Annotated in this window: 22 protein-coding genes; 9 read left to right on the top strand and 13 right to left on the bottom strand. The window is 73.2% G+C overall.

Features of this window, described 5'->3' with window-relative positions; genetic code table 11:
- Nucleotides 1-32 precede the first annotated feature (32 nt).
- Nucleotides 33-539: a GNAT family N-acetyltransferase gene (locus ACFC96_RS39340; RefSeq protein WP_376617108.1), complete on the top strand. Its 507-nt coding sequence runs from the start codon at nt 33-35 to the stop codon at nt 537-539.
- Between the two features lie 88 nt (nt 540-627).
- Nucleotides 628-969, top strand: coding sequence for a PASTA domain-containing protein (locus tag ACFC96_RS39345; protein WP_376265761.1), 342 nt, complete (start codon nt 628-630; stop codon nt 967-969).
- Between the two features lie 62 nt (nt 970-1,031).
- Here the strand turns inward: ACFC96_RS39345 and ACFC96_RS39350 are convergent, their stop codons facing one another.
- The 8 genes from ACFC96_RS39350 to ACFC96_RS39385 form a co-directional block, all read right to left on the bottom strand.
- Nucleotides 1,032-3,611 carry a zinc ribbon domain-containing protein gene (locus ACFC96_RS39350; protein ID WP_376617110.1) on the bottom strand — a complete coding sequence of 860 codons (2,580 nt, stop codon included), beginning with the start codon at nt 3,609-3,611 and terminating at the stop codon, nt 1,032-1,034.
- Between the two features lie 167 nt (nt 3,612-3,778).
- Complete coding sequence (locus ACFC96_RS39355; protein WP_266673174.1) at nt 3,779-4,468, bottom strand: demethylmenaquinone methyltransferase; 690 nt, start codon at nt 4,466-4,468, stop codon at nt 3,779-3,781.
- A gap of 34 nt (nt 4,469-4,502) precedes the next feature.
- Nucleotides 4,503-5,102 carry a hypothetical protein gene (locus ACFC96_RS39360; RefSeq protein WP_227296703.1) on the bottom strand — a complete coding sequence of 200 codons (600 nt, stop codon included), beginning with the start codon at nt 5,100-5,102 and terminating at the stop codon, nt 4,503-4,505.
- 7 nt (nt 5,103-5,109) lie between these two features.
- Entirely contained in the window at nt 5,110-6,309 is a 1,200-nt protein-coding gene (mqnC, locus tag ACFC96_RS39365; RefSeq protein ID WP_116511252.1) for a cyclic dehypoxanthinyl futalosine synthase, read from the bottom strand.
- Nucleotides 6,310-6,439: 130 nt separating this feature from the next.
- Nucleotides 6,440-7,177: a prepilin peptidase gene (locus tag ACFC96_RS39370; RefSeq protein ID WP_376617112.1), complete on the bottom strand. Its 738-nt coding sequence runs from the start codon at nt 7,175-7,177 to the stop codon at nt 6,440-6,442.
- Nucleotides 7,178-7,225: 48 nt separating this feature from the next.
- Nucleotides 7,226-7,921, bottom strand: a complete 696-nt coding sequence (locus ACFC96_RS39375) for a hypothetical protein (protein ID WP_376265768.1) — start codon at nt 7,919-7,921, stop codon at nt 7,226-7,228.
- A gap of 47 nt (nt 7,922-7,968) precedes the next feature.
- Nucleotides 7,969-9,717, bottom strand: coding sequence for a serine/threonine-protein kinase (locus tag ACFC96_RS39380; RefSeq protein ID WP_376617114.1), 1,749 nt, complete (start codon nt 9,715-9,717; stop codon nt 7,969-7,971).
- 296 nt (nt 9,718-10,013) lie between these two features.
- On the bottom strand, nt 10,014-10,877 hold the full coding sequence (locus tag ACFC96_RS39385) for a menaquinone biosynthetic enzyme MqnA/MqnD family protein (RefSeq protein ID WP_376617116.1): 864 nt from the start codon (nt 10,875-10,877) through the stop codon (nt 10,014-10,016).
- Nucleotides 10,878-11,169: 292 nt separating this feature from the next.
- Here ACFC96_RS39385 and ACFC96_RS39390 point away from each other — a divergent pair, with 292 nt between their 5' ends.
- Nucleotides 11,170-11,373, top strand: coding sequence for a cold-shock protein (locus ACFC96_RS39390; RefSeq protein ID WP_006138897.1), 204 nt, complete (start codon nt 11,170-11,172; stop codon nt 11,371-11,373).
- Between the two features lie 122 nt (nt 11,374-11,495).
- On the opposite strand, the gene ACFC96_RS39395 is transcribed toward ACFC96_RS39390, so the two are convergent.
- Nucleotides 11,496-12,059, bottom strand: a complete 564-nt coding sequence (locus ACFC96_RS39395; protein ID WP_116511266.1) for a helix-turn-helix domain-containing protein — start codon at nt 12,057-12,059, stop codon at nt 11,496-11,498.
- Nucleotides 12,060-12,144: 85 nt separating this feature from the next.
- Here ACFC96_RS39395 and ACFC96_RS39400 point away from each other — a divergent pair, with 85 nt between their 5' ends.
- The 3 genes from ACFC96_RS39400 to ACFC96_RS39410 all read left to right on the top strand — a co-directional run bounded on the left by ACFC96_RS39400 (nt 12,145) and on the right by ACFC96_RS39410 (nt 14,606).
- A complete protein-coding gene (locus ACFC96_RS39400) occupies nt 12,145-12,951 on the top strand; it encodes an AzlC family ABC transporter permease (RefSeq protein ID WP_376617118.1) in 807 nt (268 codons plus the stop codon).
- Nucleotides 12,948-13,262 carry an AzlD domain-containing protein gene (locus ACFC96_RS39405; RefSeq protein WP_376265779.1) on the top strand — a complete coding sequence of 105 codons (315 nt, stop codon included), beginning with the start codon at nt 12,948-12,950 and terminating at the stop codon, nt 13,260-13,262. The genes ACFC96_RS39400 and ACFC96_RS39405 overlap by 4 nt, the downstream gene beginning before the upstream one ends.
- A gap of 294 nt (nt 13,263-13,556) precedes the next feature.
- Entirely contained in the window at nt 13,557-14,606 is a 1,050-nt protein-coding gene (locus tag ACFC96_RS39410) for a hypothetical protein (protein ID WP_376617120.1), read from the top strand.
- On the opposite strand, the gene ACFC96_RS39415 is transcribed toward ACFC96_RS39410, so the two are convergent.
- Nucleotides 14,603-16,033: an MFS transporter gene (locus ACFC96_RS39415; protein WP_376617122.1), complete on the bottom strand. Its 1,431-nt coding sequence runs from the start codon at nt 16,031-16,033 to the stop codon at nt 14,603-14,605. The two genes, ACFC96_RS39410 and ACFC96_RS39415, sit on opposite strands and share 4 nt — an antisense overlap.
- Nucleotides 16,034-16,295: 262 nt before the next feature.
- Between ACFC96_RS39415 and ACFC96_RS39420 the strand changes: the two genes are divergently transcribed.
- On the top strand, nt 16,296-17,168 hold the full coding sequence (locus tag ACFC96_RS39420; protein WP_376265786.1) for a helix-turn-helix domain-containing protein: 873 nt from the start codon (nt 16,296-16,298) through the stop codon (nt 17,166-17,168).
- 31 nt (nt 17,169-17,199) lie between these two features.
- Here ACFC96_RS39420 and ACFC96_RS39425 read toward each other — a convergent pair whose 3' ends face one another.
- The gene (locus ACFC96_RS39425) at nt 17,200-18,501 is read right to left on the bottom strand and encodes an acetyl-CoA C-acetyltransferase (protein WP_376617124.1); all 1,302 of its coding nucleotides are present in this window, start codon (nt 18,499-18,501) and stop codon (nt 17,200-17,202) included.
- 70 nt (nt 18,502-18,571) lie between these two features.
- Between ACFC96_RS39425 and ACFC96_RS39430 the strand changes: the two genes are divergently transcribed.
- Both ACFC96_RS39430 and ACFC96_RS39435 read left to right on the top strand, forming a co-directional pair.
- Complete coding sequence (locus ACFC96_RS39430; RefSeq protein ID WP_376265792.1) at nt 18,572-19,885, top strand: 3-oxoacyl-ACP reductase; 1,314 nt, start codon at nt 18,572-18,574, stop codon at nt 19,883-19,885.
- Nucleotides 19,886-19,890: 5 nt separating this feature from the next.
- Nucleotides 19,891-20,733, top strand: coding sequence for a MaoC family dehydratase (locus ACFC96_RS39435; protein WP_376617126.1), 843 nt, complete (start codon nt 19,891-19,893; stop codon nt 20,731-20,733).
- On the opposite strand, the gene ACFC96_RS39440 is transcribed toward ACFC96_RS39435, so the two are convergent.
- Together ACFC96_RS39440 and ACFC96_RS39445 are read right to left on the bottom strand one after the other, a co-directional pair.
- The gene (locus ACFC96_RS39440) at nt 20,713-21,360 is read right to left on the bottom strand and encodes a TetR/AcrR family transcriptional regulator (RefSeq protein WP_376265796.1); all 648 of its coding nucleotides are present in this window, start codon (nt 21,358-21,360) and stop codon (nt 20,713-20,715) included. The genes ACFC96_RS39435 and ACFC96_RS39440 overlap by 21 nt on opposite strands.
- A gap of 126 nt (nt 21,361-21,486) precedes the next feature.
- Complete coding sequence (locus ACFC96_RS39445) at nt 21,487-22,833, bottom strand: dicarboxylate/amino acid:cation symporter (protein ID WP_376617128.1); 1,347 nt, start codon at nt 22,831-22,833, stop codon at nt 21,487-21,489.
- Between the last annotated feature and the right edge of the window lie 58 nt (nt 22,834-22,891).

Raw genomic sequence — 22,891 nt, forward strand, 5'->3', positions numbered from 1 at the left:
CGGTACTGATCACCCAGCCGAAGGGCCGCCCTGTGAACCGAGCTCTGCCTGATGTACAGCTGCGGGTCCCCACCGACGAGGACGCCTTCGCCTGGCACCGCGTCTTCGACGACCCGGAGGTCATGGAGTTCCACGGCGGGGCCGCTGCCGAGCTGTCCGTGTACGAGGAGCTGACCGCCCGGCAGCGCCGGCACGACGCGGAGCGCGGCTTCTGTCTGTGGACGATGACCGGCACGGACGGCGCCGTCATCGGCTTCACGGGCGCGCAGCCCTGGCCGCACGCCTGGGGTCCGGCGGGCGAGATCGAGATCGGCTGGCGGCTCGGGCGGGCGCACTGGGGCCGCGGCTACGCGACGGCGGCCGCCCTCGCGACCGTGGAACGCGTACGGGCCGCAGGTGTACGGAGCGTGGTGGCGATGGTCGACTCGCGCAACGAGCGGTCGGTGGCGGTGACGCGGCGCCTCGGCATGGAACCCGCCGAAACGTTCACCGTCCCGGGTGACTCGCGTACGGGCCTGTGCTTCAGGCTCGCGCTGTAGGCCCTTTCGGGCTCGCCTCGTCAGCCCTGCCGCTTCCGGTCGGGGGTCCGACGGAGCTACCCTTCGGGTACCGCTGGGGGTGAAGTCTGTGCGCATTACACCCAAGACGCCCGAAGTGCGCGTACCGAAGTTCGTCGGCCTCATGGCCGTCGACGCGCGCGAGGCCGCGGCGGCGCGCGGCGTGCAGCTGATCGCGCCCGACCGCCCCGACTTCCGTCTCACCGTGGTCGACTACGTCGTACGCCAGTACCCACTGCCCGACACCGAGGTGCCCCGCGGCGCCGTCGTCACCGTCTGGTTCGACCTGGCGGACGGCGAGGGCCACGGCGGCTCCGGGGTGAACGAGCCCCGTATGCCGGGGCCGCGCGGCGGCGGGCTGCAGCGCGAACTGGACGAACCGGGCGAGACGTACACGGTGGTCGGCATGTAGGGGTCGGCACGCAGCGGCCGGCGCAGGCGACCGGCCGTGACCGTCGTGGCGCCGGGCCGGAGTCAGTTCGCCAGGCGCCAGGACTCCAGGCCGGTCCGGTACGTCCTCTTCAGGTCGGCCCACACGTCCTGCTGCCCCACGAGGAAGATCGTGTACTCGGTGCCGTCCTCGGCGATGTACGACTGGTCGATGCCGTGCATCGTCCGGCCGCCCTCGTCGCGGTAGGTGTACTCCCAGATGGCGCCGGGCCGCCCCTGGAAGGTGTTCCGGCGCAGGTCGATCCGCTGGTAGTCCTGCTTCTTCTTGTCCTCCTCGGCGTGCTTCTCCATGTTGAGGACGTTGTCGTACGAGGTGTAGCCCGCGTCCGGGATGACGCCGACGAGGTAGTGCTCGGCACCGGTACTGCCCGCGTAGGTGATCTGGCTGCCGTTCTCCACGCCCTGGCGCGACCACACGTCGGGGATCACGAAGGAGAAGCCCATGGGGTCGACGGCCTTGCGGTAGCCGGACGGAACGGTCGCGTCCGGGGTCGGGCCCGGCGTGGCGTCCGTGGCCCGGTCCGGCGTCGCACTCGGGGTGGGGCTCGGCGCCGGGGTCGGCGCCTGCGACGTGGCGGGCCGCTCGGCGCTGACGGCGGGCTTGTCGTCGCGGCCCGCCCTGTCGTCCTTGCCGCCGTGGTCCTGGAACAGCAGCACCCCGGCCGCCACCCCGCCCCCGATGACGAACGCGCCGGCGACGGTGGCCACCCAGATCCCGGCGCGACGCGGGGACTTGGCGGCCGGGGCGGCCGGCTGCGCGCCGAGCTGGAAGGTGCGCGGGTCGTACAGCAGAGCGGGGGCGGGGCCGGGGGCAGGGGTGGGTCCGGGAGGAGGCGTGGGGGTGGGCGCGGGAACGGCGGTGGCCGTCGGCAGGGCGGCTGCCACGGCGGGATTCGGCGGGTCGTTGGGGGCGGGGGGTTCGTTCGGGGCGGGCGGGGCGTTCGGGACGGGCGGATCGTCGGGCGCTTCCGGCGCGGTAGGCGCCTGCACGGGAGCGGCCGACGCGGGATACGCCGGCACCGCGGCATCCGGCACACGGGCGTCCGGCGCGGGCCCGAACGCCCCCGGCGGCACCTGCGGTTCCGGGACGAGCCCGGTCCGCGCTCCCGCCATCTGCATCAGATACGGCGCGAGGAACGCCGCCGCGAACACCCACAGCAGCCCGAACAGGAGCGCCTCCGCCATGCCGAGGCCCACGCCGGCGCTGCCCGTGCCGCTGCCTCCGAGGTCGGACGCGGCCCCGGTGGCCTGCAGACCGAGCCCCCCGAGTGCGCCGAGCAGCAGGAACAGACCGAGGAAGATCCCGGCCGCCAGGAGCTGCTCGCGACGGTCGGCCGACCGTCGGGCCGCCATCACGCCCACGGTCAGCGCGCAGACGGTGCCGAGGGCCAGCGCCCCCACGACCGCCCAGGAGTTGGTGGCGTCACCGAGCTCGGAGAGACCGAACGACTGGTGCTGGTATCCGCCCCCGTACGTCGAACTGCCGCCCGCCTCGAAGGAGATGGGCGCGCCCCAGCCGAGGCCGAGCGCCATGGCGCCGAGGTTGGGCAGCACGAGCAGGGCGACGAGCAGCGGTGACAGGTCGGCCCCGCCGAGGTCGGACACGTCGGAGGCATCGCCCAGGTCGTCGAGCTGGGCGATGCTGATGAACGCGGCGATCGAACAGATCACGAGGACGACGGCGAGCGCGCGCAGCGCCGTCCCGGTGGCCCGCACCAGCGCCGACGCCGCCGGCCGGGTGGCGAGCCACTGGGCCAGGTCGTCCCGGTGCAGCATTCCCGCGGCGACGGCGAGCGAGACGAGGAGCGCGCCGAGCGCGGCGAGCACGGGTGACGACGAGATCCGCACGCCCTGGATCGCGGGCTGCGCGAACAGGCCGAGTACGAGCACGCCGGCGGTCACCAACAGGGCGACACGCAGGGCGGCTTCGAGCCCGGGAGTGCCGGGGACAGGAGTGCCCGGGACAAGGTGGCCGCCGGGCACGGCCGGGCTCGCCGCACGGGCCCGGAGGCGTGAGCGCAGGACGCGTACGCCGATCCAGAGCGCCAGGATCCACAGGGCGGTGACGGTGAGAGGAACGAGGGAGAGCGCGGCGCCGCCGCTGAGCTCCGCTCCCATGTCACCGCCGCCGGAGCCGAACGGTGAGCCGCCGCCGAAAGGCGAGGAGCCGCCGGAGGCCGACACCTCGAAGCCGCCGCCGAGCGACTGGAGCAGCAGCGCGAGCGAGATCCGCATCCGGTCGCCGAACCCGACGACGACGTCGCCGCCCTGCCCGTACGAAGGGATGGCGAGGGCGACGGCGGCGATCATCAGGAGTCCGACGGGCCACAGCGCGGCCTGCGCCGAACCGGCCCAGTCGCCGCGGAAGGCGCGCCCGAAGAAGGCGCCGACGGGCGAGGGCCCGCCGGGAGCGAACGCGGGCGGCGGCGGTGCGGCGGGCGGCGCGAGCGGCGGAACGGGCGGCTGACCGGAGGCTGCCGCGCCAGGCGCCGCGGGCCCCTGAACCGTCGGCTCGCGCTCCGGCGTTCGTTCCCGCCCGCACTTCATGCAGAAGCGGGCCTCGTCAGGAGCCTGGGCTCCGCAGTGCGGGCAGAACGACGCCATGGGAAATGCTCCGTCATCCGGGAAAGTCGTACCGTCACCAGAGGTGACCGGCTGTCACCACGTATTCAACGGACATATCTTTCCCGGTGACCGGTTCCCTGCGGCGGGGAAACGGCACAACGGACCTGCACGGAGCGGGAATTGAGGGCCCGCCACGTGGAAGCCCGCTACTTGACGCCCCGGTGCAGCGCCACGACGCCACCCGTCAGGTTGCGCCAGGCCACGTCCGACCAGCCGGCCTTCTGGAGGCGGGCCGCGAGCGCCGGCTGGTCGGGCCAGCTGCGGATCGACTCGGCGAGGTAGACGTACGCGTCCGGGTTCGAGGACACGGCGCGGGCCACCGGCGGCAGGGCCCGCATCAGGTACTCGGTGTAGACGGTGCGGAACGGCGCCCACGTCGGCTGCGAGAACTCGCAGATCACGACGCGCCCGCCGGGCTTCGTCACCCGGTACAGCTCGCGCAGCGCCGTGTCCGTGTCCTGCACGTTCCTGAGGCCGAAGGAGATGGTCACGGCGTCGAAGGTGTCGTCCTTGAACGGCAGCTTCGTCGCGTCGCCCGCGGTGAACGGCATCCACGGGTGCCGCTTCTTGCCGACCTGGAGCATCCCGATCGAGAAGTCACAGGGCACGACGTAGGCGCCGGCCTGCGCGAAGGGCTGCGAGGACGTCGCCGTACCGGCCGCGAGGTCGAGGACCTTCTGCGCGGGCCGCGCATCGACGGCCTTCGCGACCTCCTTGCGCCACAGCCGGGCCTGGCCGAGCGAGAGCACGTCGTTGGTGAGGTCGTACCGGTCCGCCACGTCGTCGAACATCGAAGCGACTTCGTGCGGCTGCTTGTCCAGGGATGCGCGGGTCACGCGTCCATTGTGGCAGTACGCCCCCGGGCCGGCGTCAGCGGCGCCGGTACACCAGGCGGCCTTCGACGACCGTGGCCACACAGCTGGCCGGGCCGAGCCGTACGAGCGAGGCGCGGTCCGGCACGTCGAACACGGCGAACCTGGCCGGTCCGCCCACGACCAGCGGCGGCAGCAGGACGAGCGGCACGGGCGAGAAGGACACCGGCCCGGGCTGGTTCGGCGGGCGCTGCCCGAGAGCGAGCCCGGCCCTGCGCACCGCGTCCACCACGGCACGGGAGCGCAGCTCCCCGGCCACGGCCACCGTGCCGTGCGCGAACAGCTGCTGGATGCCACGCCGCGCGCTGGCCCCGACCCGGGACGGATCCGCTCGGAAGATCTCCCGCGCGCGCTCCCCGACGACCGGCCGCGTGCCGAACTCGTCGGCCTCGCGCGGGTCCGGGTGGTAGGTGCCCTCGAGGATCTCGGGCCCGTACGGGTTGAGCAGGCCGGGCGTGAGGATGCCGGGCCACCGCCGCACCCGCGCCTGCGGGCGGACGGCGGCGAGGTCCTCGTACGGGCCGAGGGCGGCGACGGACGCCCCGTCGACCAGGACCGCGGCCTCGGGCGAGGCCTCGGCCACATGGATCGTCAGCAAATGAGCCTCAGTTGGTGGAGACGAGCTTCAGCTCGGGGTGTGCCGTGCCGCCCTCGATCGCGGTGGACGAGATGTGCGACTGGACGCGGTCGTCGACCGGGTCGTTCGCAGGGTCGTCGTGCACGACGAGGTGCTCGTACGTCGTGGCGCGCTGCGCGGGGACGCGGCCCGCCTTGCGGATGAGGTCGATGATCTCCAGGCGGTTCGAGCGGTGCTTGGCACCGGCCGAGGAGACGACGTTCTCCTCCAGCATGATCGAACCGAGGTCGTCGGCGCCGTAGTGCAGCGACAGCTGGCCGACCTCCTTGCCGGTGGTCAGCCAGGAGCCCTGGATGTGGGCCACGTTGTCGAGGAAGATCCGCGCGATGGCGATCATCCGCAGGTACTCGAAGAGCGTGGCCTGCGTGCGGCCCTTCAGGTGGTTGTTCTCCGGCTGGTACGTGTACGGGATGAACGCGCGGAAGCCGCCCGTGCGGTCCTGTACGTCGCGGATCATGCGGAGGTGCTCGATGCGCTCGGCGTTGGTCTCGCCGGTGCCCATCAGCATCGTGGACGTCGACTCGACGCCGAGGCGGTGGGCCGCCTCCATGATCTCCAGCCAGCGCTCGCCGGACTCCTTCAGCGGGGCGATCGCCTTGCGGGGGCGGGCCGGGAGGAGCTCGGCGCCGGCGCCCGCGAACGAGTCGAGGCCGGCCGCGTGGATGCGCTCGATGGCCTCCTCGACGGAGACCTTGGAGATGCGGGCCATGTGCTCGACCTCGGACGCGCCGAGGGAGTGGATGACCAGCTGGGGGAACGCCTGCTTGATGGCGGAGAAGTGCTTCTCGTAGTACTCGACGCCGTAGTCCGGGTGGTGGCCGCCCTGGAACATGATCTGCGTGCCGCCGAGTTCGACGGTCTCGGCGCAGCGGCGCAGGATGTCGTCGAGGTCGCGCGTCCAGCCCTTGGCGGTGTCCTTGGGCGCGGCGTAGAACGCGCAGAACTTGCACGCCGTCACGCAGACGTTCGTGTAGTTGATGTTCCGCTCGATGATGTACGTCGCGATGTGCTCGGTGCCGGCGTACCGGCGGCGCCTGATGGCGTCGGCGGCCGCGCCGAGCGCGTGCAGGGGAGCGTCGCGGTAGAGGTCGAGCGCCTCTTCGGGGGTGATGCGTCCACCCGCGGCGGCACGGTCGAGGACGGTCTGAAGGTCGGCCTTCTCGGTCACCGGGCGTCCCTTTCGTTTCGTTCGTAAGGGTTAAGCAAAAAAGGCGCGGAGCGCGGCGAAATAAGGGTGGTGGTGGGAGACGGGCGGGCGGACCGTCTCAGCGTACGCCAGCACGTCCTGCCGCCCGACGTCAGGCGGCGTAGGCCCCCATCAGCACGCCGGCCAGCGCGCCCGCGAGCAGGAACGGCCCGAACGGGATCGCCGTCCTGCGGCCGGCCCGCCGCGCGATCACGAGGACCGTGCCGTACAGCGCGGCGAACAGGAACCCGGCGAACGTGCCGATGAACACGAGCCCCCATCCGTACCAGCCGAGCGCCGCACCCAGGCCCAGGGCCAGCTTCACGTCGCCGAAGCCCATCCCCTGAGGGTGGATGAGGAAGAGCACGAGGTAGCCCCCGCCGAGCGCGAGCGCGCCGAGGAGCGCCGCCGGCCAGTCGCCACCGGGCTCGGGCAGCAGCGCGGCCAGGCCGAGCAGAGCCGGGGCGGCCGCGGCGAGCGGCAGAGTGAGGACGTCGGGCAGCCGCTTCACCCGGGCGTCGACCACCGCGAGGAGCACCGCGGGCGGCGCGAGGAGGAGCCAGGCGCCGAGTTCGGGGCGGGTTCCGGTGGCGGCGGCGAGCGCGGCGCAGACGGCGGCGGTGAGCAGGACGGGCGTCAGGGCGCCGGGGCCGAGCGCGCGGCCGCACACCGCGCACCGCCCGCGGCCCAGCCACCCGCGCACACCGCCCGGCAGCGGATGCCCGTCCGGACAGCTCGCCCGCCACGCCTCGTCCGGCTCCACGGACAGCCGGTACGCGGCCCGCGGAACGAACAGTCCGGCGGCGGCGCCCCACACCGCCCCGGCCACGACCAGCAGCACATCCACCATCCCCGCCCCTTCCCCCGTGTCCACCGGCGCCTCACGCTCCGGCGCCGTCTACCGGCCGAGCACCGCCAGCGCGAACGCGAGCCGCAGGTCGAGCCAACCGGCCTGCGGCACATACGACTTGACGCCGTCCACGTACCCCTGTGTCAGTACGGTCTCCTCGCCGCCCCGCCAGGTCACCGGCTTCGCCGCGCGCGTACTGGACCGGTCGCCGCCCTCCGCGCCCAGGCTGAGCACGGAGTCCACGACGCCGCCGACGAGCGCGCCCGCGCCCCGCACCGCGCCGTCCCTGCCGCGCGTCACGATGTCCTTCGCGCTGCCCTTGGCCCAGTGGTAGCGGGCGACGGCATCGGGGCGGCCCGGCTGCCGCAGCCACAGTCCGTGCTGGACAGTGCGTTTGACGGCGGGTGTGCGGTGGACGTGGCCGAGTTCGGCGCCCGCCGCGTCGGTGACCACGTGCGCGTCGCCCGCCGCCGTCACCGTGCACACGAGTCGCTGCGCGCCCCCGGCCTCGTGCAGCTCATACGGTCCGCCGTCCTCGCCGCCGCCCAGGACGTACGCGGCGGGCGCGAAGTGGCGCACGCCCGCGGCCGTCGTGGGGACGCGCACGGCGAGGCGTCCCTTCACGGGCTTGCGCGGGAACGCGGCGGCCCGCTCCATGTCGGTCACGACGAACCAGCGGACGCCCTCCCAAGTCACCGGCTCGACCAGCGGCCCGTTCGCTCCCCGGCTCCTGCCGAATCCCATGTCCCCGCTCCCCCTTCGTGTGTCACGCAAGGCCCGGCCCGGTCACGTCAGCCGGCGGGCCGCATCGTGGCGACGGGGTCGCCCGCGCGCGGGTTGTCCGTCTCGTAGGTGAGGCGGTCGCCCGACTTCGATTTGACCAGGCGGACTTCGTGGCGACCGGTGGTGCACTGCCCGCCGTTCGACGTCTTGGCGATGCCCGTGGCGACGATCCGGTCCTTCTCGACCCTCTTGAGGACGAGGACGTCCTCGCAGACCGCGCCGATCGGGTCGGTCTGGTGGAACGTGCCGAACTCCTCGCCGATCCTGCCCTGTTCGACGGTGACGCGGAACGTGCCCATCGGCAGCGTGCCGCCGAGCCCGGTGCCGGGGCCCTCCCAGGTGCCCACGTAGGAGGCGGGGACCGAGCCCTTCGGGGCCGAGGCGGAAGCGGAAGGTGAGGCGGAGGCGGAAGCAGAAGCGGAGGCGGAAACGGAAGGTGAGGCAGAAGCGGAGGCGGAAGCCGAGGCCGTCGCCGCGGGCGGACGGCCGCCCGCCGTGTCGCTTCCGCCCTTCGAGGAGCCGGGCAGCAGGTCGAACAGGAACACCGATCCCAGGGTGACGGCGGCGAGCGCGCCCGCGACCCCCAACGCGACCGTGCAGCTGAGCCTGCGTCCTCGCCCGCCGGCGCCGGGCACGGACGTCGCGGCCACACTGACGGAGAGCTTCCCGGGACCCGGCACCTCGGCGCGCGGCGCGGGCACGGCGGCGTCGGCCGGGGCGGGCACGTGCGGGGCGGCCGGTCCGTACGTGGGGTCGGGCGGCCCGAACACCCCGGCCGGCGCCGCCGTCGCGTCCGGCGGCCGGTCGACCGAGGGTTCGCTGAAGCCGACCGGACCCGAACGCTCCGCTGCGCCCTCCGGCGCCGCTCCCTCCAGGTCGAGGAGTGCCACCGCGCTGCGCCCCACCTGTTCCACCAGCGCGCCAGGCAGCCACCCCGCCGCCACGAGCCGGGCCGCGCCCTGCGGGGCGAGCGCGCTCGCCACCTCGTCAGGCGTGGGTCGCGCGGCCGGGTCCTTCGCCAGGCACGCGGCGGCGACGTCGCGCAGCTCCCCGCGCGCCAGGCCGAGTTCGGGCTCCTCGTGCACCACCTTGTAGAGGAGCGCGGCGGACGAGTCGCCGGGGAACGGGGACGTGCCGGTCACCGCGTAGATCAGGACCGCGCCGAGGGAGAAGACGTCGGCGGCGCCCGTGACGCCTTTGCCGAGGATCTGCTCGGGCGCCATGTATCCGGGCGACCCGATCGAGACGCCGGTGGAGGTGAGGGAGGCGGTGCCGTCCGTGGCGCGGGCGATACCGAAGTCGATCAGGCGCGGGCCGTCCACGGTGAGCAGCACGTTCGACGGCTTCACGTCGCGGTGGACGAGCCCGAGACCGTGCACCGCCGACAGTGCCTCGGCGAGGCCCGCGCCCAGGACCCGTACGGAGTGATCGGGCAGGGCGCGCTCCTTCACGGCCTGCGCGAGGGAGGGGCCGGCCACGTACCCGGTCGCGACCCACGGCACGGACGCCCGCGGGTCGGCGTCGAGGACCGGCGCCGTCCAGGCTCCCCCGACGCGGCGCGCGGCGTCGACCTCGCGCCGAAAGCGCGCCCGGAACTCCTCGTCGAGTGCGAAGTGCGGGTGGACCACCTTCACGGCGACGGTGCGGCCGCCGGCGCTGCGCCCCAGATAGACGCGGCCCATCCCGCCCGAACCGAGCCTTCCGAGCAGCCGGTAGGGCCCGATCGTGGTCGGTTCGCCGGCTTCCAGCGGCTGCATGGCCTGGCCTCCCCCTGTGCCCACGCTCCCGTCGTGACAGGGTAGTCCTCCCCTGTCACGGCTTCCCGTGGTCGCCGCATCGCGGAACGCATCGCTCCGATATCCGCGTGCCCGGCGTATTCAAAATGTTCACCGGTGAAATTCCTGACGTTCACAGTCGATCGCATCCGAACGGCCCGTTGTTCCCGGATAGCCGGAATTGCCCCACAGGCGAGTGGGGCGGCACGCAGAAGGCGTACGGGAATTCCCGCGGGGGGAATTCCCGTACGCCTTCCGGATCCGGCGGCGCTACCGCCTCACGGCTGCAGCAGATCGACCTGGACATCGGCCGCGAAGCCGGTCGTGGGACCCACCCGGCGGGCGAACTCCGTGACGCCCTCCAACTGCCGTGCGCCGAAGCGGAAGTCGAGCGTAGTGAAATAGCGCTCGAGGACCCGCTCGTCGAAGACCTCCCACCGGGAGGCCTGTTCGGCGACCTTGGTGACCTCTTCCAGGGACACGTCCCGGGAGGCGAGGAACGCCTCGTGCACCTTGCGCGTGATGAGCGGCTCGCGCTCCGCGTAGTCCTTGCGGGCGGCCCACACGGCGAAGACGAACGGCAGTCCCGTCCACTCCTTCCACAGGGCGCCCAGGTCATGCACCTGCAGCCCCAGACGCGGCGCGTCGTGGAGGTTGGCGCGCAGGGCCGCGTCCCCGATGAGCACGGCCGCGTCCGCTTCCTGCATCATCAGGCCCAGGTCGGGCGGGCACGTGTAGTAGTCGGGCTGTACGCCGAACCGGTCGGCGAGCAGCAGCTGCGCGAGGCGCACGGACGTGCGCGAGGTGGAGCCGAGCGCGACCCGCCGCCCGTCGAGCTGGTCGAGAGGTACCTGCGAGACGATCACGCACGACATCACCGGGCCGTCGCATCCGACCGCGAGGTCGGGGAAGGCGACGAGCCGGTCGGCCGCCTTCAGGAACTCGACGAGGGTGATGGGCGCGATGTCGAGGTCGCCCTGGACGAGGCTCTCGCTGAGCTTCTCCGGGGTGTCCTTCGTGAGCTCGAGGTCGAGGAGCGTTCCCGTCCTGGCAAGTCCCCAGTACAGGGGCATGCAGTTGAGGAACTGGATGTGGCCGACGCGTGGCCGGTTGCGCTGCGGGGTCTCGGGAGAATTGTCCACATCGCGAGGCTAGACCCCATGCGGTACGGTGCAGGCTTCAGGGTCCCCGAGTCGACCCCGTCAACCCTTCGACGCCCCGTGTCAAACCTCCGGGTGACGTGATCTTTCCCTCTATTGCATTCCGGTGCCTGCGTGCTAGGCTCGCCCGCAAGTTGCAGTTTGGTTTCCCTTGCAGTACAGAGCCTGCGGAGCATGTGACCGCGGGCTCTCGTCGTTTTCAGACTTTTGCAGTTGTTCGCAAGTGCATTTGCAGGTTCTGGAGCAGGGCGACCCTTTGGCCCAAGGAGGGCTTATGGCTACCGGAACCGTGAAGTGGTTCAACGCTGAAAAGGGCTTTGGCTTCATCGCCCAGGAAGGCGGCGGCCCGGACGTCTTCGTCCACTACTCCGCGATCAACGCAAACGGCTTCCGCTCCCTCGAGGAGAACCAGGCCGTGAGCTTCGACGTCACGCAGGGTCCGAAGGGCCCGCAGGCGGAGAACGTCACCCCCATGTAAGTGGGGCGTCCCCAGGTTTGCCCTTGGGACGTCGTGACTCCGGAACGGATGCAGTACCCAAGGAGCCCCGCTCCGCCAAGTGCCCCGGCACGCGGCGGAGACGGGGCTCCTGCCTTTTCGGCTCACGCGTACTGCATGACCAGAACACAGGTCGTCCCCGGCTCCAGGGCTCGGCAGGTGTGCGGGACGTCGCCGGGGTACGACATGTAGTCACCCGGGCCGAGTTCGACCGGATCGTCCTGAGGCCCCGCGAGGACCCGGCCGGTGCCCACCACGATGTGCTCGACGGCACCCGGCATGTGGGGCTCCGACTCACGGGGCGCGCCGGGCTCGACCTGGAGGAAGTAGAGGTCGCGGCGGGAACCCGGCGGGTTCGGCGAGAGCAGCGTCGCCGCGTAGTCCGCCTGCTCCGACGGAACGGCGACGCCCTGGCCCGCCCTGATGACCTGGACGACGGGGCGCGGCGGGTCGAGCAGCAGACTCGGCGGGACGTCGAGCGCCACGCTCAGCGCCCAGAGGGTCTCCAGACTCGGGTTCCCGCTCGCCGACTCCAGCTGCGAAAGCGTGGACTTGGCGATCCCCGCGCGCTTGGCCAGCTCGGACAGGGAGATCCCGGCCCGGCCGCGCTCCCGGCGCAGGGCCGCGGCGATGCGGTCGAGGGGGAGGCGGGGGGTCTCGCCGGCCATGCTGCTCCTACTCACCGTTCGTTCGCTGGGGCGGACCAAAACGTTCGCCTTGACGAACTTATGGTCTCGTGTCCATTCTACGAGTATGCGTTCGCCACACCGAACAGAAGGCCCCCTAGAGCGAACGGCGGCCTTCGGCGCGCCCTCGGACCCCGCCGCCGTTCCCGCCCGCGCCGACCGGCGCCTCCTGCGCGATATCGCGCTCGTCTGCCTCGCCGACGCCGTCGTGGGTGTCTCCTTCGGCGCGATCGCGGTCGCCGGCGGGCTGCCCGTCTGGGTTCCCGTGGTGATGTCTCTGATCGTCTTCGCCGGATCGGCGCAGTTCAGCACCGTCGCCGTGCTCGCGGCAGGTGGCGGTCCCGTGGCCGCCGCGGCGACCGGGCTGCTGCTCAACACCCGCACGGCGGCGTTCAGTCTGGCCGTCGCGGACGCGCTCGGCCGGTCCTGGCCCGTGCGCCTCGTCGGCGCGCACCTCGTCACCGACGAGACGGCGGCGTTCGTCCTCGCCCAGCGTGATCCCCGGCGGCGCAGAGCGGCGTTCTGGATATCGGGCCTCGGGCTCTTCGCCGCCTGGAACCTCAGCGTGCTCGCCGGAGCGCTCGCCGGCTCCGCACTCGGGGACACCGCCAGGTTCGGCCTGGACGCGGCGTTCCCGGCGGTGCTCCTCGCGCTCGTGCTGCCCGCACTGCGCGGCTCGGCCGGGGTGCGGCGGGCCGCGGCGGCCGGCGCGGTGATCGCGGTCGCCGCGACGCCGGTGCTGCCCGCGGGGGTGCCGGTCCTGCTGGCGCTGACCGGACTGCTCGTGGCCCGCACCCCCCGGCGGAGGTCCCCGCCCCGCGCACCCCGCCCGGGACCCCCGTCCCCTACGACCTCCCCGGGAGCCTCCTCGTGAACGCCACGCTCGTCGCCGTCCTCGTCCTGGCCGCCGGAACGTACGCCTTCCGGCTCGCCGGGCCCCTGCTGCACGGGCGGGTCGAACTGCCCGCGCGGGTGCAGGAGTTGCTGACCGTGGGGGCGACCGTGCTGCTGGTGGGCCTCCTCGCGACGGGGGCGCTGACCGAAGGGCACGGCTTCGCCGGGTGGGCGCGGCCCGCCGGAGTGCTGGCCGGCGGGGTGCTCGCGTGGCGGAAGGCGCCGTTCGCCGTCGTCGTCGTGGGCGCCGCCGCGACGACGGGCCTCCTGCGGCTCGCGGGGGTGTCGTAGCGGCCACGCAGGTGCGGCGATCCGTTCCGGATCGGGCGGGTAACGCCTCCGACCCGCTCCCAGTCGGGCTCATTCGGCGAGATGCGAACAGATAGCGGCACCGATCGGTCGTGCGGACCGGAGCCGGGGGAACCGCCGCTACTGTGATCGGCCCGCGTCACCGACCGGACCCCGCGCGGCGGACAGCCGTACCGATGTCCGCTCGCACATCGATTCCGGGACCGCCCGCCCGGCGCGTGCCGGCCGCATCCGACCGGAACGCAGCAAGAGGCAGCACGACGGAGGCACCAGAACATGCCGGAGCTCCTGCACACCCGGGCCGTGGGACTGGTCGGCCGGGGCGGCGCCGCGGCCGCTCTCGAAGGGCTGCTGCGCACGGAGCGCATGGTGACGATCGCCGGGCCGGGCGGCGTCGGCAAGAGCGCGCTCGCCGCCGACGTCGTACGGCGCATGCGCCGCGAACCCTGGTCCGCGACGGGCACCGCCGATCTGGCCACGCTCGACATGCCCGGACTCGTGCCGCACGCGCTCGCCCGCGCCCTGCGCATCGACGGCGGTCCCGCGGTGCCGCAGCTCCCCGCGCTGGCCGCCGCGATCGGGCGGCGGCCAGTGCTCCTCGTCGTCGACACCTGTGAGCGGCAGGCCGCGGAGTGCGCCGCCACGCTGCTGCACCTCGTGGAGGCGTGCCCGGAGCTGCGCGTCCTCGCCACCAGCAGGGTCCCGCTGGACACTCCGGTCACGTTCCCGCTGCCCCCGCTCACCCCTGGCGGCGCGGCCCGCCTGCTCAGAACGGCCGCGCTGGCGCTCGGCGCGCCGCGGGACCCGGACCCCGAGCCGGCCCGCCGCGTCTGCGCGGCACTCGGCGGGCTGCCGCTCGCCGTGCGCATCGCGGCGGGCCAGCTGACCCGCCACGACGCCGACGACCTGCTGTCGCTCATCGGCCGCCCTGAGCATCTGCTCGACCTGCCCGCCCCGATGCCCGGACTGCCGCACCGGCTGCGCTCGCTGCGCGCCTCGCTGCGCTGGAGCCAGCGGCTCTGCTCGCCCGGCGAACGGCTGCTGTGGGCGCGGGCCTCCGTCTTCACAGGGTCTTTCACCCTGTCGGACACAGTGGCGGTGTGCGCGGACGACCGGCTGCCGGCCGACGAGCTCGCCCGCGCCTTCGAGGGGCTCGCGGCCCACTTCCTGTTCACACCCGAGCCGTCGTGCCCCGGCGCCTTCCGTATGACGGCGGCCACGCGCGCGTACGGCAGGCATCTGCTGGAACGGCTGGGCGAGGACGCCGAGTTCCGGCGCCGCTGCCTGGCGCACTGCCTGCGCAACGCGGCCCCCTCGCTGTCCTAGGGCCTCCTCTTCCCGGGCAGGGCCCAGGCCGCCAGCGCCGCCGTCACGCACAGGAGGCCGCCCGCGACGATCAGGCTCGTCCGCATGCCCCCGAGCGAGAAGCCGTCACCGGCGCCGGCCGCGATCAGGGCGCCGAAGAGTGCGACGGCGAGGGCGCCGCCGGTCTGGCGGAACGCGTTGAGGAGGCCGGAGGCCGTGCCCGCGCGGGCCGCCGGGACGCTGTCCATGAGCAGGGCGGTGAGCGCGGGGACCGCGAACGCGCCGCCCATTCCCGTCGGGACGAGCAGGAGCAGGATCAGCCAGACCGGGGTGTGCGCGGCCAGCGGCAGCAGGCAGAACATGCCGAGGGCGAGGACGGCCTGCCCGGTCACGATGACGGGACGGCGGCCGAAGCGCTCGGCCATCGGCGGGGAGATGAGGTTGGTCGACGTGATGATCGCCGCCAGCGGTACGAACATGAGGCCCGCCTCGGTGCCGGACATGCCGCGCAGTTGCTGGTAGTAGAGGCCGAGCAGGAAGATCGCGCCGTAGAAGGCGACGTTGACGGCGAAGCCGATGGCGAGGGACACGCTCACGTCGCGCCGCCGCAGCAGGGGCAGCGGAACCATGGGCGCGCGGTGGCGCTTCTCGGCGGCGAGGAAGGCGAGCGCCCCGACGACGGCCACGGCGAGTGCCGCGAGGACGGACGGGGCGGTCCAGCCGGCGTGGCCGCCCTCGATGACCGCGAAGGCGAGCCCGGCGAGCGCGAGGACCGCGGTGACCTGGCCGGTCAGGTCGAGGGGGGCGGGACGGCGCGGGGAGCGCGGGACGCGGGTGAGGAGGGCCAGGATCAGGGCGCCCACCGGCAGGTTCAGGAAGAAGACGGCGCGCCAGCCGGCGGCCTCCGTGAGAATGCCGCCGAGGACGGGGCCGACGGCCATGGCGACCGAACCGCCCACCGTCCACAGGGCGATGGCCCGTGCGCGGTGGCGCGCGTCGTCGTAGGCCTGGCGGATCAGCGCGAGCGAGGCCGGCATCACGACGGCCGCGGCGCCGCCCTGGACGACACGGGCCGCGACGAGCGTGCCGATGCCGGGCGCGAGGGCGCAGGCGAGCGAGGCGAGGGTGAACAGTCCGACGCCCCAGGCGTAGGCGCGCCGCGCACCGGCCCGGTCGGCGAGCGCCCCGGCGGAGAGCATGAGCGCGGCGAACATCAGGGTGTACGCGTCGACGATCCACTGGAGCCCGGTGATACCGCCGTGCAGCGACGTGCGGACGGCGGGCAGGGCGATGTTCACGGCGGAGACGTCGATGGAGATGACGGTGAATCCGAGGAGTGCGGCGACGAGGGCGAAGCCGGACGCCTGCGCGGGTGCCGGCGAACCAGCCGCCCGGCCGGGGACGCGGGTCGGGTTCCGCTGGTCGGAGCGGGTGGCGACGGACGGCATGCGGGGCTCCTCGGGTGGAGAAACGGGTGGGCGACGTGGTCCGTCGGTCCTCCCCGGCAAGGCTTCGTGCGGGCGGCTTCGGCGACCGCGGCCGCGGCCCGGTGCCGTGCACCCCCTGGGTCCGCGGTGGCCTCGCCGCCCGCAACGGTTTCCACTCTGCGGGGTGTTGGCGCGAGGTGGCAGGCCGCCGTTCACCGGGGCGTGCTGTTCCTGGTCCTGACACGGCCCCCCACAGATCTCGCCGAGCGGGGACAATGGGCGTATGGCTGGTGGAGCGACGAGCGACGGCACTGAACTGGGCAGATATCTCAAGGCGCGGCGCGCGCTCGTGAGCCCGGCGGACGCGGGACTCCCCGCGGGCGCGGGTATCCGGCGGACGCCGGGCCTGCGCCGCGAGGAGCTGGCGACACTCGCCGGCGTCAGCGTCGACTACTACACGCGGCTGGAGCGCGGCCGCGAGACGAACCCCTCCACGGCGGTGATCGACGCCATCAGCCGCGCCCTGCGGCTGTGCGGCGACGCGCACGAGCGCCTCCACGACCTGGCCGAACTGGCCTCGGGCCGCCTCACCGAGCCGCACCCCACGACCGACCGCACGGTGCGCGATTCGGTCCTGCGGGTCCTGGAGGCGCTGAGTCCGCTGCCCGCGTACGTGGTGAGCCCGCACAACTACGTGCTGGCGGCGAACCCGGCGGGCCGCCGCCTCCTGCCCGGCCTGTGGGACTGGACGGACGAGGAGCGCAACATCACGCGGTATCTCTTCCTGCACCCCGTGGGCCGCGTCCTCTACGTCCCCTGGGAGGAGACGGTCGCCCAGTCGGTGGCACACCTGCGCGCGGTGGGCGGCAAGGACCCGAACTCCCCGGAGCTGGCCGCCCTCGTCGGTGAACTCGTTCTGAAGTCACCGGAGTTCGCGAAGCTCTGGGACCGTTACGAGGTCCTTGAGCGCGGCGGCGGCACCAAGACGTTCGCGCACCCGAAGGTCGGCACGATGACCCTCACCTTCGAGGTCATGCAGCTGGCCCGCACGGGCGGCCAGCGCCTCGTCACCTACCAGGCCAAGCCCGGCAGCCCGGACGAGGCGGCGATGCTCCGCCTGGACCCGGCGGCCCGACCGGACCGCCGGGAGCCCTGAACTCCCTCGCTCCTCACGGCTCCCTCACGCCTCAAGCGCGTTCGAGTATCGCCGTGACGCCCTGCCCGCCGGCGGCGCAGATCGAGATCAGTCCGCGGGAGGGGGCGTCGCGCTCGCTCAGGAGTTTCGCCAGGGTGGCCACGATGCGCGCGCCGGTCGCGGCGAAGGGGTGACCGGTCGCGAGGGAGGATCCCGCGACGTTGAGGCGAGCCCGGTCGACGGGCGCGAGCCCCTGCTTCTCCCAGGCGGCCAGTGTCGCGAGGACCTGTGAGGCGAACGCCTCGTGCACCTCGAAGAAGTCGAAGTCCTCGATGCCGAGCCCGGCCCGCTCCAGCATCCGGGGCACGGCGTGGGCGGGCGCCATGAGCAGCCCGTCGCCCTCACCCCCGGCCACGTCCCCGTCGACGAAGTCCACCGCCCCGGTCTCGTACGCCGTGAGGTGGGCCAGCGGTTCGAGGCCCCGCCCGGCGGCCCACTCCTCGCTCGCGAGCAGGACCACGGCCGCGCCGTCGGTCAGCGGGGTCGAGTTCCCGGCTGTCATCGTCGGGTTCGGGCCGTCCGTGCCGAACACCGGCTTGAGCGTGGCGAGTTTCTCGACGGTCGACCCCGGGCGCAGGTTCTGGTCGCGGTCGAGCCCCCGGTACGGGACGACGAGGTCGTCCAGGAAGCCCCGCTCGTAGGCGGCCGCGAGCCGCTGGTGACTGGCGGCCGCCAGCTCGTCCTGCGCCTCGCGGGCGATGCCCCAGGCGCGCGCGGTGACGGCGGCGTGCTCGCCCATGGACAGCCCGGTGCGCGGCTCGGCGTTGCGCGGGATGTCCGGTACGAGGTGCCGGGGGCGCACCCGGCTCAGGGTCTTGAGGCGCGCGGGCAGGGACCGGGCGCGCCGCGCGTCGAGGAGGACGCGGCGCAGGGAGTCGTTGACGCCGAGCGGCGCGTCGCTCGCGGTGTCGGCGCCACCGGCGACCGCGCTGTCGAGCTGCCCGAGCGCGATCTTGTTGGCGGCGGCGATCACGGCCTGGAGTCCGGTGCCACAGGCCTGCTGGATGTCGTACGCCGGGGTGCGCGGGTCGAGTGCGGAGCCGAGGAGCGTCTCGCGCGCGAGGTTGAAGTCACGGCTGTGCTTGAGGACGGCTCCGGCGACGAACTCCCCGACGGCGCTTGGGCCTTGGAGGTCGTAGCGCGTGGCGAGACCGTCGAGCGCGGCGGTCAGCATGTCCTGGTTCGAGGCGGTCGCGTAGGGGCCGTCGGAGCGGGCGAAGGGGATGCGGCTGCCGCCGACGACCGCGACGCGGCGCGGCAGATCTGCGCGCACCTGGCGTGCTGGGCGTTCCATCTCGACCAACTCCTGACCATTGAGTAACCTTACTCTGAAGTAAATTACCGACCGCGCAGGGAGTTGGACAATGGCCGACCGCTATCTGAACTTCACCGGCACGGCCCCGGGCCGCTTCCTGACCCGCCGCCTGGGCCTCCCCCAGCCCGCACGACTGCACCGCTGGACGCCCGAACGACCGATGCTGGACGGCCCGTTGCTCCATCTCACGGCGGGCGAGTCCACGCACACGGCGGAGCTCGCGGGGCTGCTGGCGCGCATCGGCCACGACGTGCGGGCGGCGGCCGAGCGCCCCGCCGCGATCGTCCTCGACGCCACCGCGGTCACGGGCATCGCCACACTCGCCGAGGTCCACGCGGCCCTGCATCCGGTCGCGCGCTCGGTCGCGCCCAGTGGCCGGATCGTGGTGCTCGGCGCCCCGCTCTCCCGCGACGACCACCACCAGGCCGCCGCCCAGCAGGCGCTCGAAGGGTTCGCGCGCTCCCTCGGCAAGGAGATCGGCCGCGGCCGCACCGTCACCCTCGTCCGCGTCGAAGAGCCCGTGGCAGCCGCCGAGTCGACCCTCCGCTTCCTCCTGTCGCCCAAGTCCGCTTACGTCAGCGGCCAGGTGATCGAGGTCGCGGCCGGCGACACCACCGCGCCGGCCGACTGGGCGCGCCCTCTGGCCGGCCGCACGGCCCTGATCACGGGCGCCGCCCGCGGCATCGGTGAGGCGGTGGCGGAGGTCCTCGCACGGGACGGGGCCCGCCTGATCCTCCTGGACGTGCCGTCCGCACAGGCCGATCTCGACGCCCTGGCGGCCCGCCTCGACGCGACCGCGCTGCCCCTCGACATCACGTCCCCCGACGCGGCCGAGCGGATCGCGGACGCCGTCCCCGCCCTGGACACCCTCGTCCACAACGCGGGCATCACCCGGGACCGCACTCTCGCCAAGATGCCCGCCGACCGCTGGGCCACGGTCCTCGACGTGAACCTCGCGAGCGTCCTGACCACCACGGACGCCCTGCTCAAGTCCGGCACGCTCAGCCGCGGCGGCCGCATCGTCGCCACCGCGTCCATCGCCGGACTCGCCGGGAACGCGGGCCAGACGAACTACGCGGCCAGCAAGGCCGGCATCGCCGGACTGACCCGCTCCCTCGCCCCGAAGGCGCTCGCCGAACACGGCGTCACGGTCAACGCGGTGGCGCCCGGCTTCATCGAGACGAAGATGACGGCCGCGGTCCCCCTGTTCATCCGCGAGGCGGGCCGCCGCATGAACTCCCTCGGACAGGGCGGGCTCCCGGTGGACGTGGCGGAGACGACGGCCTGGCTCGCCCATCCCGCCTCCGGCGCCGTCAACGGCCAGGTCGTCCGCGTCTGCGGCCAGAGCCTGCTGGGGGCCTGACGACCATGCCGACCATCACGCTCACCGCCGCCCCGTCCCTGCCTCCGCTCCTGGCCCGCGGCGCCCTGCTCTCCCCCCTCAAGCGCCCGGGCCCCGGTGCCGAGGCCCCCGCGACCCGCCTGGTCCTGCCGGCCGCACGCGCCGACCGCACCCGCCTGGCCGCGTACCGCGAGGTGTGCGGCTTCGCGCCGGACTCGGCCGCGCTCCCGGTCACGTATCCGCACGTCCTCGGCTTCCCCCTGGCGATGCGGATCATGGCCGAGCGGCGCTTCCCGCTCCCCCTGCTCGGCCTCGTCCACACCTCCATCACCGTCACCCAGGGCCACGACCTGCCGGTCGACGAGGCGTACGAACTCTCCGTGCACGTCAAGGAGCTGGCGCCCCACCGGCGCGGCACTCAGGCCGCGGTCGTCACCGAGCTGCGGGCCGGCGACACCCGCGCGTGGACCTCGACCAGCACCTACCTGGCGCGCCACCGCACCGACGCACCCGCCGGGGCGGCGGCCGAGGAGCGTCCCGAGCCGCTGCCCGCCGTGGCCGAATGGAAGCTGCCCGGCGACCTGGGCCGCCGCTACGGCGCCGCGTCCGGCGACCGCAACCCCATCCATCTGCACCCGCTCACGGCCCGCCTCTTCGGCTTCCCGCGCGCCATCGCACACGGCATGTGGACGGTCGCCCGCTGCCTCGCCGCACACGGCGCGGAGGGCGAGGTGCAGGTGCGCGCCGCGTTCAAGGCCCCCGTACTTCTGCCGACGACCGTGACGTACGCGTCCCGGGGACCCGCCTTCGAACTCCGCTCGGCGCGCACCCATGTCACGGGTGAGGTGCTACGCGCCGGGGGCGGGTGACCAGCGCCGGCCCTCCATCAGGTTCCCGAGGCCCGACCAGGCGAAGTTCATCAGCGTGGCCGCGGCCTCCTTGGCCGTGACCGACGGGTCCGTGTTGGCCCAGCCGGCCAGCGACTCCGCGGCACCGACCAGCGCCTGCGCGAGCCCGGCGACCTCGCGGTCGGGCAGCGCGGGATCACCGTGCGCCTCCCTGGCCGCCGCGGCGATCAGCCCGGTCACGAACGCGACGATCTCCTCGCGCATGGCCGTGACCTCGACGGCGAACGGCTCACCGCCCGCCGGCGCGTGGCTGTGCAGGACGGCCCAGCCGTCGGGGTTCTGCGCCGTGTGCGTGAAGAAGGCCCGCAGCCCGTCCCACAGCTGCCGGTCGGCTCCCCCGCCACCGGACACCCCCGCGCGCACCGCCGCGATCAGGGCCGCCGACTCACGCTGGATGCACGCCGAGAAGAGCTCTTCCTTGGAGTTCAGATAGAGGTACACCAGCGGTTTCGACACCCCGGCGAGCTCCGCGATGTCGTCCATCGACGCCGCCCGGTAGCCACGCTCCCCGAAGACCCGCACCGCCGCGTCGAGCATCTGACGCTCCCGCACGGCCCGCGGCATCCGCTTGACCCTCACTTCGCCCACCCCGGCCGCCCGCCTCTCTCCACACCGCGTCCGCCCGCAAGCGTAGCCACCACAACGCACACACCCCGCACCACGACCGGAGGGAACCGGCGGGTGCGGGGTGCGGACGGGTACGAGCCTGGGGACTCAGGCGGCGGCACCCACCGCCTGAGGCTCGTCCTCGGGCTGGCTCTCGGCCACGAGCTCCTCGACGGGAGAAGCGGTGGCGCGGTCGTACTTCACCCGGTCCAGGATGTTCTCGCGGGCGGCCACGATGACCGGCACGAGCGCCTGTCCGGCCACGTTCGTGGCGGTGCGCATCATGTCCAGGATCGGGTCGATGGCGAGGAGCAGACCCACGCCCTCCATCGGGAGACCGAGCGTCGACAGGGTCAGCGTCAGCATGACCGTGGCACCGGTCAGTCCGGCGGTCGCGGCGGAGCCGATCACCGAGACGAACGCGATGAGCAGGTACTCCTTGACGCCGAGCTGTACGTCGAAGATCTGCGCGACGAAGATCGCGGAGATCGCCGGGTAGATCGCGGCGCAGCCGTCCATCTTGGTCGTCGCGCCGAACGGCACGGCGAAGGAGGCGTAGTTGCGCGGGACGCCGAGGCGCTCGGCGGACTGCTGGGTGACGGGCATCGTGCCGACGGAGGAGCGGGACACGAAGGCCAGCTGGATCGCGGGCCAGGCGCCCTTGAAGAACTGGAGCGGGTTCAGCTTGGCGACGGTCGCGAGGAGCAGCGGGTAGACGCCGAAGAGGACCAGGGCGCAGCCGACATAGATGTCGATCGTGAACGTCGCGTAGTTGCCGAGGAGGTCCCAGCCGTACTGGACGATGGCGCGGCCGATGAGGCCGGCGGAGCCGATCGGGGCGAGCAGGATGACCCACCACAGGGCCTTCTGCAGCAGTTCGAGCACCGACTCGGACAGGGAGAGGATCGGCTGGGCCTTCGGGCCGATCTTCAGGATGGCGACACCGGCCACGACCGCCATGAAGACGATCTGCAGGACGTTGAGCTGGGTGAACGGCGTGACGACATCGGTCGGGACGATGCCCGTCAGGAAGTCCAGCCAGGAGCCGGCGTGGTCGGGCTTGGAACCGTCGGCCGGGGTGAGGTTCGAGCCGTTGCCCGGGTTGGTGATCAGGCCGATCGCGAGGCCGATGACGACCGCGATCAGCGAGGTGATCATGAACCAGAGGAGGGTGCGGCTGGCGAGCCGCGCGGCGTTGTTGACCTTCCGCAGGTTGGTGATGGACACCAGGATCGCGAAGAAGACCAGCGGGGCCACGGCCAGCTTCAGGAGCTGGATGAAGATGCCGCCGACCTTGTCGAGGGTCGTGGCGAGCCAGGACACGTCATAGGTGCGGGCGACGTAGCCGAGCACGAGGCCGACGACGAGGCCGAGCAGGACCTGGGCCCAGAAGGGGATGGGTATCCGGAAGCGGGACTTTTGCTTCTCGGACGCGGACGCGGTGTTCGCGGACACGGACACACTCCAGTGATGACGCGCGGGTGGGGTCGGACGTAAGGAAGCGGCCACCGCG

Source organism: Streptomyces sp. NPDC055955, from assembly GCF_042270245.1.
Classification (GTDB): domain Bacteria; phylum Actinomycetota; class Actinomycetes; order Streptomycetales; family Streptomycetaceae; genus Streptomyces.

What these genes read in the sequence shown, in the direction of transcription:
- ACFC96_RS39380 (WP_376617114.1), bottom strand. Translation starts at nt 9,717, where the DNA reads ATGCAGCCGCTGGAAGCCGGCGAACCGACCACGATCGGGCCCTACCGG.
- ACFC96_RS39375 (WP_376265768.1), bottom strand. Translation starts at nt 7,921, where the DNA reads ATGGGATTCGGCAGGAGCCGGGGAGCGAACGGGCCGCTGGTCGAGCCG.
- ACFC96_RS39430 (WP_376265792.1), top strand. Translation starts at nt 18,572, where the DNA reads ATGGCCGACCGCTATCTGAACTTCACCGGCACGGCCCCGGGCCGCTTC.
- ACFC96_RS39420 (WP_376265786.1), top strand. Translation starts at nt 16,296, where the DNA reads ATGGCTGGTGGAGCGACGAGCGACGGCACTGAACTGGGCAGATATCTC.
- ACFC96_RS39415 (WP_376617122.1), bottom strand. Translation starts at nt 16,033, where the DNA reads ATGCCGTCCGTCGCCACCCGCTCCGACCAGCGGAACCCGACCCGCGTC.
- ACFC96_RS39370 (WP_376617112.1), bottom strand. Translation starts at nt 7,177, where the DNA reads ATGGTGGATGTGCTGCTGGTCGTGGCCGGGGCGGTGTGGGGCGCCGCC.
- ACFC96_RS39390 (WP_006138897.1), top strand. Translation starts at nt 11,170, where the DNA reads ATGGCTACCGGAACCGTGAAGTGGTTCAACGCTGAAAAGGGCTTTGGC.
- ACFC96_RS39435 (WP_376617126.1), top strand. Translation starts at nt 19,891, where the DNA reads ATGCCGACCATCACGCTCACCGCCGCCCCGTCCCTGCCTCCGCTCCTG.
- ACFC96_RS39410 (WP_376617120.1), top strand. Translation starts at nt 13,557, where the DNA reads ATGCCGGAGCTCCTGCACACCCGGGCCGTGGGACTGGTCGGCCGGGGC.
- ACFC96_RS39425 (WP_376617124.1), bottom strand. Translation starts at nt 18,501, where the DNA reads ATGGAACGCCCAGCACGCCAGGTGCGCGCAGATCTGCCGCGCCGCGTC.
- ACFC96_RS39350 (WP_376617110.1), bottom strand. Translation starts at nt 3,611, where the DNA reads ATGGCGTCGTTCTGCCCGCACTGCGGAGCCCAGGCTCCTGACGAGGCC.
- ACFC96_RS39395 (WP_116511266.1), bottom strand. Translation starts at nt 12,059, where the DNA reads ATGGCCGGCGAGACCCCCCGCCTCCCCCTCGACCGCATCGCCGCGGCC.
- ACFC96_RS39400 (WP_376617118.1), top strand. Translation starts at nt 12,145, where the DNA reads ATGCGTTCGCCACACCGAACAGAAGGCCCCCTAGAGCGAACGGCGGCC.